The sequence below is a fragment of the Corallococcus sp. AB018 genome (assembly GCF_003986945.1).
GTDB classification, from domain to species: Bacteria; Myxococcota; Myxococcia; order Myxococcales; family Myxococcaceae; genus Corallococcus; species Corallococcus exiguus.
This window is the reverse complement of record NZ_RAWR01000322.1, coordinates 1-8,165: the sequence shown is the minus strand read 5'-3', so window position 1 is coordinate 8,165 and position 8,165 is coordinate 1. Positions and strand designations below refer to the sequence as shown.

Annotated in this window: 6 protein-coding genes; 2 read left to right on the top strand and 4 right to left on the bottom strand. The window is 70.3% G+C overall.

The window, feature by feature from the left end; translation table 11 throughout:
- Positions 1-775, bottom strand: a 775-nt coding sequence (locus tag D7Y11_RS39990; RefSeq protein WP_148139268.1) for a sterol desaturase family protein, incomplete at its 3' end; no start/stop codon positions are given.
- A 142-nt stretch (positions 776-917) separates the two neighbouring features.
- Here D7Y11_RS39990 and D7Y11_RS39985 point away from each other — a divergent pair.
- Entirely contained in the window at positions 918-1,628 is a 711-nt protein-coding gene (locus D7Y11_RS39985) for a TetR/AcrR family transcriptional regulator (RefSeq protein WP_120581176.1), read from the top strand.
- Between the two features lie 3 nt (positions 1,629-1,631).
- On the opposite strand, the gene D7Y11_RS39980 is transcribed toward D7Y11_RS39985, so the two are convergent.
- The 3 genes from D7Y11_RS39980 to D7Y11_RS39970 form a co-directional block, all read right to left on the bottom strand.
- On the bottom strand, positions 1,632-2,615 hold the full coding sequence (locus D7Y11_RS39980; protein WP_121752027.1) for a sensor histidine kinase: 984 nt from the start codon (positions 2,613-2,615) through the stop codon (positions 1,632-1,634).
- Positions 2,616-2,930: 315 nt separating this feature from the next.
- Positions 2,931-3,806, bottom strand: coding sequence for a hypothetical protein (locus D7Y11_RS39975; RefSeq protein ID WP_126936307.1), 876 nt, complete (start codon positions 3,804-3,806; stop codon positions 2,931-2,933).
- 344 nt (positions 3,807-4,150) lie between these two features.
- Positions 4,151-5,539, bottom strand: coding sequence for a serine/threonine-protein kinase (locus D7Y11_RS39970; protein WP_120581173.1), 1,389 nt, complete (start codon positions 5,537-5,539; stop codon positions 4,151-4,153).
- A 262-nt stretch (positions 5,540-5,801) separates the two neighbouring features.
- Here D7Y11_RS39970 and D7Y11_RS39965 point away from each other — a divergent pair, with 262 nt between their 5' ends.
- The gene (locus D7Y11_RS39965) at positions 5,802-8,066 is read left to right on the top strand and encodes a PAS domain S-box protein (RefSeq protein WP_167547882.1); all 2,265 of its coding nucleotides are present in this window, start codon (positions 5,802-5,804) and stop codon (positions 8,064-8,066) included.
- Positions 8,067-8,165 lie beyond the last annotated feature (99 nt).

Genomic DNA, 8,165 nt, shown 5'->3' with positions numbered 1-8,165 from the left:
CCCCGATGCGCGTCAGCCCCTCGCCATCGCGGGCGCGCGCATGCACCTGCGGATAGTCGGCGAACGCGGTGCCCAGCCACCGGTCCAGCACCACGGTGTACAGGCCGTAGTGCCCCTGGTAGCGCGCGTGGTGCAGCGCGTGGAACGTGGGAGTGAAGAAGACGCGGCCCACCCAGGACGTCACGAAGCGCTTCGGCAGCCACTCCGTGTTGCCGTGCCCGAACGCGTTGAGGACGTAGTTGGTCAGCATGTAGGCCAGGATTCCCACCTGCGTGCCCGGGAACACGTGCATGGCCGCGAAGTGCAGGCCCAGCCCGCCGCCCATCAGCACCACCCGCTCCACCACGGAGAACGACAGCGCGGTGAGCGGCTCCGTCACCTGCGCCACGTGGTGCTGCGCGTGGAAGCGGTAGAAGCGCGGCAGGTGCAGCAGCCGGTGCGTCACGTAGAACCACACCTCGAAGCCCACGAACATCCACGCGTACGACCACAGCGCCGTGGACAGGCTGAACGGCGCCATCAGGGGGCCGCTGAAGTACCGGAACGTCCCGATGAGCACCGCGTCCGTCACCACCACGCCCACCGCCGCCAGCGCCTCGCTGCGCAGCTGCCCCTTCGCCAGCTCCCGCCGGTAGACCCGGAAGCGCGCCGCCAGCCGCGTGCGCCACACCCCCCAGCCGACCGCCACCGTCAGCAGCTTGACGGTCCCGGAGATGAGCAGGACCAGCAGGAACAGCACCGGCAGCGACGGATTCTCAGGCAGCAGCGCATGCATCACGGACCTCGCGAAGGCCAGCACACCCCCGGGCCAGTCATGCCCGGACACCCCATGGATAATTCCCGTCCGCAGTTATTGTCAAATCTGACAATAGCGACGGGTGCGTTGAACGACGAAGCGGGGGCTAGGATGCGCCGCGATGGCATCCAAGCGTCCCCAGGGCCGGGCTCCGGCCCGGCGCACCTCCGCTCCCCGTCGCCCCGCGAAGCCCGCCGCGCCCCGGAAGCGGCGCACCCCGGAGGAGGCGCGAGACGCCATCCTCCAGGCCGCCGAGCCGCTGCTCGTGGAGCAGGGGCCGGACAAGGTGGGGCTGCAGGCGGTGGCGAAGGCGGCGGGGGTGAGCCACGCGCTCGTCACGCACTACTTCGGCACCTACGAGGCCCTGGTGCGCGAGGTGCTCCTGCGCCGCAACGAATTGCTGGCCGCGTCCTTCCGGGAGCACCTGCTCGCGGCGGACGCGCCTCCCAGCGCCGGCGCGCTGCTCGAGCGCTTCTTCACCGTGGTCCAGCAGGGACAGCACAGCCGGCTGATGGCGTGGGCGCTGCTCACCGGCCGCGCCGAGCACATGCCGCTCGTGCGCGCGCAGGGCCTGCGGCTGTTGGCGGACGCGCTGGAGTTCCAGTCGGGCCGCGTGGCGGAGGCGCAGGGCACGCCACCGCCCTCGCGCGACACGGTGGACATGACGCTGCTCGTGGCGCTGTGCGCGTCGCAGTGGTTCCTGCTCGCGCGGGAGGCGCTGCTGCCCGTGATGGGGCGTCCGGCGGACGCGGCGTCGGACGCGAGGTTCCGCGAGGTGCTCGGCGGGATGCTCCAGGGGGCTCTCGGGATGAAGCCGCCCGGCGGAGGCTGAGGCTCAGGTCCAGTCGGCCTGCGGGCGCTGCGGCTGCACGAAGGCGCCCGCCACCGGCAGGGTCACGCGGAAGACGCTGCCCCGGCCGGGCGCGCTCTCCATCGTCAGCGTGCCGCCCAGCGAGGTGACGATGCCATGGCACACCGCGAGCCCCAGCCCCGTGCCCACGCCCAGCGGCTTGGTGGTGAAGAAGGGGTCGAAGATGCGCTCGCGGTGCTCGGGCTCGATGCCGCAGCCGGTGTCGCGCACCTCCACCAGCACGTGGCCGGGCTCTCCGGGACGCGCCACCACGCGCACCTCGTTGCCCTCCGCGTTCCCCGGGGAGATGGACTGCGCCGCGTTGAGCAGCAGGTTGAGGAACACCTGCCCCAACCGCGAGCCGTTGCCCTGCACCGGCGGCACGCCGTCGCACTCCACCACCAGCCGCGCGCGGTGCCGCAACTCGTGCATGGCCATCTTCGCCGCCGTGCGCACCACCGCGGCCAGCTCCGCGGGCCCGCTGCCCACGTCCTCCGCGCGCGACAGCGTCTGCAGGTCGCGCACGATGAGCCGGATGCGCTCCGCGCCGTCGCGCGTCTCCGCCAGCGCTTCCAATATCTCCTGCCGGTCCTGCTCCGACAGGCGCTCCTTCTGCTGCAGCTCCTGGTGGATGTACTCCAGGTTGCTCAGGATGAAGGCCAGCGGGTTGTTGATTTCATGGCCCACGCCCGCCGCGATGCGCCCCAGCGCGATGAGCCGGTCCGCGAAGAGCAGCTGGGTCTGCGTCGCGTGCAGCTGCTCCAGGCTGCTGGACAGCTTCGCGTTGGCGGCCTCCAGCGCCGCGGTGCGCTCGCGCACCGTCTCCTCCAAGAGCCGGTTGTCCGCGCAGGGCGTCTCCTCGGTGCACCGGGTGTTGGAACCGGGGCCCAGGCGCTCGAAGGCCTGGCGGAGTGTGCCCCGCCGGCGCGTCATCGCCGTCAACCGCCCGACCTTTGCTCGTAACGTCATCGCGGCCCGCTCCACCCACGTCCATCCGCGGCCGTCACCGTTCCTCGTGGCGGGGGTCCCTGCTCTCGGGAACGGCCTGTGGACGTCCATCCAACACCGCCGCCCCGTGCCCGGCAAGGTGCGCGCGAGTACGTGATGACGTCGAGCGGACACCGCTTTGGTTTCACGTCCCGACTGTCATTTTCCACTGGGGGATTCGGGCGCGCGGGAGGAACTCACCGCACGCCCGAAGGCATCTGGACACGCGGCCGGGGTGGGGACGAGGCCGTTCATGCCAGTGCGCTGCTCACCGCCGGTTCAACGGGTGCGTCCGCTTCAGGCGCCGCAGTCCGCGCGGCAGCTGTCCGCCGTGTTGCCGGAACCCGCGCGCTCGGTGAACTGGCACACGCCGTCACCGCAGCGGAACAGCTCCGTGGGCTTCACGCGCGTGGTGATGGCCGGGTACGTCTTCCCGTTGTACGTACACTGCGTGTAATAGGGCTGGCTCGGGTCACCCTTGGTGCAGAACTGCGCGCAGCTGCCAATGTTGGTGATGGGCGCGCAGGAGTCCGCCTTCAGCGTCAGGCCGCAAGCCCGCGTGGAGCTCTCCGCCGAGCTGAAGTCGCGATCCCTCGCGGCGAACAGGCCCTCGTTGGTGAAGAGGTTGCCGAAGAAGCACGCCTCCTTCGCGCTGAACTGCGACAGCTCCTCGGCGGAGTAGGGAATCGCCGCGCCCTCCGCCGTGCGGCCCAGCACGGACAGCGCGATGTGCAGGCCGTACTTGTTCGCGTGCGCCGCCAGGCACGCGCTCACCGCCTGCTGCTCCGTCACCGTCGCGGCCTTGCCCGTGGCCCAACCCGGCGCCAGGCCCAGGCTGCCCTGCCACGTGTACTTCGCCCCGGTGGTCGTGGACTGGAAGGTGCGCGTCTGCCCCTCGGGCACCGAGCACTTCACGATGTACGCCATCAGCATCGGCGCCGTGTCCGTGTTCTGGCTGAACCACGCGTTGAAGCTCTCGGTGTTCAGCCCGTTGACGGTGAGCCCGTTGACGGTGAGCCCGTTGACGGTGAGCCCGTTGACCGTCAATCCGTTGACGGTCAGCCCGTTGTCCATCTGCAGCGCCTGATCCACCGATGCTGGATCGGCCTCCCACGCCGCGTCCTCCGGCATCGCGCCACCGCAACCCACGAGGGCGAACAGCGCCCCCGTCATCAACACCGCCTTCAGGGGTTGGCGTGAGGCAACTCGGTTCCACCACTCGCTGCATCCACTTCCAGGCCGAAAAGCAGGGGTGAGGCGCATGTAGGGGCTCCCGCTCGAGGGAAGTCGGAGGACCGGCTTCCAGAATGTCAGGCAGTCCAGGCTTTCACCTAGAAAGGTGCTGAAACTGTCAGACAGGGGAATCGTGACGGATTCAGGATCTAAAATAAATACGGTTTCGTCAAAAAATTATGGTGTGGGTCCAATTCTCACGGGGGCGGACGTGTGCCGGTGAAAGGCATGGGACCACACGGCTCAAGCGGGGTGCCGCGGGGGAGGAGGAGTGCGGGGACGGCCTACTGCGGAGGAGTCTCTTCGAGGTACTGGGACGCGGGACGGGTGATGGCGAAGCCACCGGGGTCCCTTACGTTCCAGGTTGCCACATGCGTGACCGGGCCGCCTACCACCTCGGCCTCGCCGGAGTCGCCGCGTGTCTCCGCCTCACCATGGTGGAGGCAGAGGTGGACGCGGGCGTGGACGGCTTCGGCCAGACGCTGCGCCTCGGCTTGCAGTTCTCTCAGGGGTCGAAGGGCGAGCGCGGGAGTGATGCCGGCGGCCACGGGCCGCACGCCCAGGAGCGCGGTGCCCGTCTGGAGCGCCAGGATGAAGTGCTCCGCGCGCAGGCCCTGCTCCAGTGTGTCCATGACGTGGGCGAGCGCGGCGTAGGTGGTGTCGTCGTCCATGTCCGTGGCGGGGAGCACCACCTCCGCGTTCACGGCCAGCACGAGCCGCGTCTGGCTCTCCACCTGATTGGGCTCTTCCGTGGCTTCGCGCAGCGCGGTGAGGAAGGCGTTCACGCTGGGGTAGCGGCGGGTGGCGTCCTTGTCCAGGCACCGGAGCACCACCGCGTCCACGGCGGGGGACACCGGGGCCTTCACGCTGGGGCGCGGAGGCGGGGCCTCCAGGTGCATGCGCTCCAGCTCCAGACGATCATCGGACTGGAAGGGGTAGCGGCCGGTGAGCAGCTGATACAGGAGCACGCCCAGCGCGTACACGTCCGTGGGCGGCCCGATGGTGCCGCCGCGGAACTGCTCGGGCGCCATCGCGTGCGCGGTGCCCAGGCGCTGTCCCGCGGTGGTGAGCCCCTCCTGCCCGGGCTCCTGCTGGATGAGCTTCGCGATGCCGAAGTCCAACAGCTTCAGCCGGGGCTTCTCCCCCTCCTCCACGACGAGGATGTTGCTGGACTTCAAGTCCCGGTGCACGACGCCCGCGCGGTGCGCCGCCTCCAGCGCGCCGCAGACGGGCTCCAGGTACGCCAGCGCGCGGGACGCGGACAGCCGCCCGCGCTCCTGCACCACCTGGCTCAGCGTGCGCCCGGAGAGCAGCTCCATCACGTAGTAGGGGCTGCCGTCCGGCATCAGCCCGAAGTCGTAGACGTCCACGATGTTCGGGTGGTGGATCTGATTGACGACGCGCGCCTCGCGCACGAAGCGCTGGAGCATCTCGCCCTGGTCCGCCAGGTGCGAGTGCAGCACCTTCACCGCCGCGTGCCGCCCCAGGATGCGGTGCTCCGCCTCGTAGACGCTGCCGTGGCCGCCGGCCGCCAGCATGGACTTGAGGACGTATTCACCCGCCAGGGTGCCCGGCCCGCGCTCGGCACGGCTGGGTGTGTCGTGCCCCTTGTCCGAGGTATTCGCGTTCGCGCGTGCCTGGATGCGGAAGGTGCTCTCTGAATCCACCGCCATGAATACCCCGCACCCTACCATCCACGGGGTGGGTCGCGAGTGCCCGTGCCGGGTTGGCTGCCCTGCTTGCCTGCCTGGCCGTTCACCAGGAGTCAGGGTCCCTGTCCTGAAGGGGGTGGGGACGTTCATTGGAAGCCGTTGGGGTATGGTTGCGGTCCGGGCCAGGACTTCGGGCCCAAACGGAGCGCGGCGTCATGCACGACAGGCGGCGAGGACACTGCCAGCCCGAGCGCAGGGGGACGTCAGGGGGCTTGCATACATGATGACGTTGGTGGACGAGCTCACGACCTGTGCGGGCCAGTCGGTGACGGCCCCGTCCTCGACCGGGGCGTGCCTCATCCTCATCAGCACCACGACGCCGGCGGCCATCGGCAAGGCGTACCGGTTGGAGCCGGGCGAGCACGTCATCGGGCGCGGGTCGGAAGCGGAGGTGCGCATCGACGACCACGGGGTGTCGCGCAAGCACGCGCGCATCCAGCGCAAGTCGGACGGTTCGTGCCTCGTCACGGACCTGGAGTCCACCAACGGCACGTTCCTCAACGGCCTGCCGGTGTCCACCGCGGAGCTGCAGGAGGGCGACCGGCTCCAGGTGGGCACGGTGACGGTGTTCCGCTTCTCCCGGCGCGAGGTGCTGGAGCAGCGCGAGGAGCAGCTGCGGCAAGCGCTGTCCGCCGCGCGCGTGGGCATCTGGGACTGGAACGCGAAGACGGGGCAGGTGACCTGGAGCGAGCACGTGGACCGGCTCCTGGGCCTGGCCGTGGGCAAGCTGTCCGGCCGCGCCATGGACCTGGAGGAGGTGGTGCACCCGGCGGACCTGCCCAGGCTTCGCGCGGGGCTGGCCACGGCGCTGCAGCAGCGCTCGCAGGTGGACGTGGAGTACCGCATCGAGCCCGCGGGCAGCGGCTACCGCTGGATTTCGTGCAAGGGCGATGTGCTGCTGGACGCGTCGGGGCAGCCCGCGCGGGTGACGGGCACGGTGATGGATATCACCGCGCGCAAGCAGGCGGAGCAGGAGCTGCACCGCCAGGCGCTCATCTTCGAGAGCATCTCCGACGGCGTCGTCATCACGGACCTGGCGGGCGGGGTCATCGACTGGAACACCAGCGCGGAGCGGATGTTCGGCCGCAGCCGCAAGGAGGCCATGGGACAGACGCTCTTCAGCGTGCTGCACCCCGGTGAGCCGGACCGGCTGACGGGCGCCGTCCTCACCGCGCTGGAGGTTCACGGGCGCTGGAGCGGGGAGATGGAGTTCAAGCGCGCGGACGGCATGGCGTGCGTCTGCGAGTCCGTGGTGGTGCCGCTGCGCGACGCGGAAGGGCGCATCATCGCGAACATCATGGTGCACCGCGACCTGAGCGAGCGCCGGCAGCTCCAGGCGCGCCTGGTGGTGGCGGACCGGCTGGCCAGCGTGGGCACGCTGGGCGCGGGCGTGGCGCACGAAATCAACAACCCGCTGGCGTACATGCTGGTGAACCTGCACCTCATCCGCGAGGGGCTGGACAAGCTGGAGGCTCAAGGCGCCCCGTCCGAGCCGGTGGCCTCCATCCAGCAGCTGGTGCGCGAGACGACGGAGGGCGCGGAGCGCATCGCGACCATCGTGCGGGACCTGAAGGTCTTCGCGCGCGGCGAGCAGGAGTCGCGCCCCATGCCGGTGGACGTGCGCCGCTCGGTGGAGCTGGCGTGCAAGATGGCGGACAACGTCATCCGCCACCGCGCGCGGCTCGTGACGGAATTCGAACCCGTCCCCGCGGTGGAGGCGAGCGAGGCGCGGCTGTGCCAGGTGTTCTTGAACCTGCTGCTCAACGCGGCGCAGGCGATTCCGGAGCATCCATCCTCCGTCACCGAGCACGAGATTCGCGCCATCATCCGTCCGGGCGAGACGGGCAAGGTGGTGGTGGAGGTGCGCGACACCGGCGTGGGCATGACGCCGGAGGTGCTGGGGCGCATCTTCGATCCGTTCTTCACCACGAAGGCGGTGGGCGTGGGCACGGGGCTGGGGCTGTCCATCTGCCACGGCATCGTGGAGTCCATGGGCGGCTCCATCCACGCGGAGAGCACGCCGGGGCAGGGCAGTATCTTCCGCGTGGTGCTGCGCTCGGCGGCGCACGAAGTGGACCTCTACCCGCGGCTGTCGGCGACGGCGCCAGCGGGGGCGCGGGCGCGCATCCTGGTGGTGGATGACGAGCCCAACGTGACGGTGGCGCTGCAGCGCTCGCTGGCCTCGGAGCACGAGGTGTCCACGGCGAACAGCGCGCAGGCGGCGCTGCGGCTGGTGAACGAGGGCGGCCGCTTCGACCTCATCCTCTGCGACGTGATGATGCCCGGGATGACGGGCATGGACCTGTACTTCGAGCTGGGGCGCTCGGTGCCGGAGCAGGCGGGGCGCATGGTGTTCATGACGGGTGGAGCCTTCACCCCGCGCACGACGTCGTTCCTGCGGGACGTGCCGAACCTCAAGCTGAGCAAGCCGCTGGACTTGGCGCAGCTGCGCGAACTGGTCGGCCGCTCGGCGGAGGCGTCTCGATGAGCGCTTCCTCCGGGCAACCCGCCGCTCCTCCAGAGGCCGCGGCGGGGCCGGAGGCCCCTGGGCCCGTGGCGCCAGTGGGGAGGGGGTCTGTCTCTTATA

Coding starts and splice junctions, on each gene's coding strand:
- D7Y11_RS39970 (WP_120581173.1), bottom strand. CDS start 5,539: ATGGCGGTGGATTCAGAGAGCACCTTCCGCATCCAGGCACGCGCGAAC.
- D7Y11_RS39985 (WP_120581176.1), top strand. CDS start 918: ATGGCATCCAAGCGTCCCCAGGGCCGGGCTCCGGCCCGGCGCACCTCC.
- D7Y11_RS39965 (WP_167547882.1), top strand. CDS start 5,802: ATGACGTTGGTGGACGAGCTCACGACCTGTGCGGGCCAGTCGGTGACG.
- D7Y11_RS39980 (WP_121752027.1), bottom strand. CDS start 2,615: ATGACGTTACGAGCAAAGGTCGGGCGGTTGACGGCGATGACGCGCCGG.
- D7Y11_RS39975 (WP_126936307.1), bottom strand. CDS start 3,806: ATGACGGGGGCGCTGTTCGCCCTCGTGGGTTGCGGTGGCGCGATGCCG.